Origin of the sequence: Corallococcus interemptor (assembly GCF_003668875.1) — a bacterium.
Taxonomy (GTDB): domain Bacteria; phylum Myxococcota; class Myxococcia; order Myxococcales; family Myxococcaceae; genus Corallococcus; species Corallococcus interemptor.
In genome coordinates this window covers 1-1,585 of record NZ_RAWM01000258.1, presented here as the reverse complement: position 1 = coordinate 1,585, position 1,585 = coordinate 1, and the positions used below count along the sequence as shown (strand labels likewise).

Annotated in this window: 2 protein-coding genes; one reads left to right on the top strand and one right to left on the bottom strand. The window is 71.2% G+C overall.

From position 1 onward, the window contains the following. Nucleotides 1–1,198, bottom strand: a 1,198-nt coding sequence (locus tag D7X96_RS38945; RefSeq protein WP_370450234.1) for a serine/threonine-protein kinase, incomplete at its 3' end; no start/stop codon positions are given. 170 nt (nucleotides 1,199–1,368) lie between these two features. Between D7X96_RS38945 and D7X96_RS38940 the strand changes: the two genes are divergently transcribed. After that, nucleotides 1,369–1,585: hypothetical protein (locus D7X96_RS38940; RefSeq protein WP_147468522.1), on the top strand; the 217-nt coding region annotated here is incomplete at its 3' end.

Genomic DNA, 1,585 nt, shown 5'->3' with positions numbered 1-1,585 from the left:
GCGCCCGTCCCTGCTCCAGGTCCTCGTGGCCGCCCTTCACCCGCAGGAGCTTCAGCGCCACCTTGCGGTCCAGGTCCGGATCATAGGCGGCGTACACCACCCCCATGCCGCCCTGCCCCAGCACCGTCAGCAGCTCCTCCATGGAGCGGAACCGGTCCCGAGGCTCCAGCGACAGCCCCTTCATCAGCGCGCGGCGCACCCACGCCGGCACCTTCGATTCGCGCGGCGGCTCCAGGATGGGCGACGGAGGAAGCACCTGCACCGCGGGCCCGGCCACCGTCACGCCCGGCCCGTCCTCCGCGGTCCGCGGCCGCAGCTGGGACGCCACCCGCGACAGCTCATCCGGGTCGAACGGGCGGATGCCGTACAGCGCGCGGTACAGCGCCGCGCAGAAGCTGAACTGATCCGACCGCGAGTCCAGCAGCTCGCCCCGGAACTGCTCCGGGGACATGTACGCGGGCGTGCCCATCACCAGGCCCGCCTGCGTGAGCTGCGCGCTCAGCGGCGAGTCATCGCCCACCGGCCGCGTGCGCTCACCGTCCTCGTCGTCGTCGTCCACCTCGCCCATGGGCCGCGCCAGCCCGAAGTCCGTGACGTAGACGCGCCCGTCCTTGCCCACCAGCACGTTGGCCGGCTTGAAGTCCCGGTGCACCAGCCCCGCCGCGTGCGCCGCCTCCAGGCCCCGCCCCGCCGCCAGGTACTTGTCCAGCAGCTCCTGCCACGTCCGGGGCTTCGCCTTCGTCCAGTCGCGCAGCGTGCCGCCGTCCACCAGCGCCATCGCCACGTAGACCTGCTGGTCCCACTGCCCCACCTCGAAGACGGGGATGACGTTGGGGTGGGAGATGCGCGCCATGGCCTGCGCCTCGCGCAACAGCCGCGCCCGTCCCTGCTCCAGGTCCTCGTGGCCGCCCTTCACCCGCAGGAGCTTCAGCGCCACCTTGCGGTCCAGGTCCGGATCATAGGCGGCGTACACCACCCCCATGCCGCCCTGCCCCAGCACCTTCAGCGGGACGAACCGGCCCACCTGCCGAGACGAGAGCCGCTGCGACTCGCCCCCCCGCGAAGGCGCCGAGGCCTCCGCCCCACTCCGCCCCGTCGCGTTGGCTCTACCTGTACCGTAGGATTCCCGCGACGTCGAAACGCGCGGCGCGGAGCCGGGCGCGGAAGGCCCATCGTCCCTGTCATGCCGGTTCGCCATGGGTCCAGTGTACCCCTCAGTCCAGGATTCCATGTTTCTCGGCCCGGGCGCCTGCACGGTTGCGTCGGAAATCAAGCGCTTCCGTCAAAACCCGTGATCCGGAAGCAACCTCCAAAGTCCTGCGCGGATAATGCGGGAGAAAAAAGACCCAGTCGCGACAGGAGAAGCCCATGGCCCTCGGTATTGGCTCCAAGCTCGATTCGGTGATGGCCCGCATCCGCCAGGCCACGGCCGAACGTGCGGCAGCCGCCCAGTCCGTGAAGGAGCCCCTGCCGGACGCCCCGGACGCCAAGCCGCTCAACCCCGCGGAAGGCCGCTACCTGGACTCCTTCGAGGAGGAGCGCGCCAAGAAGATGGGCCTGCCCTCCCTGGCCGCGCCCCCGCCCC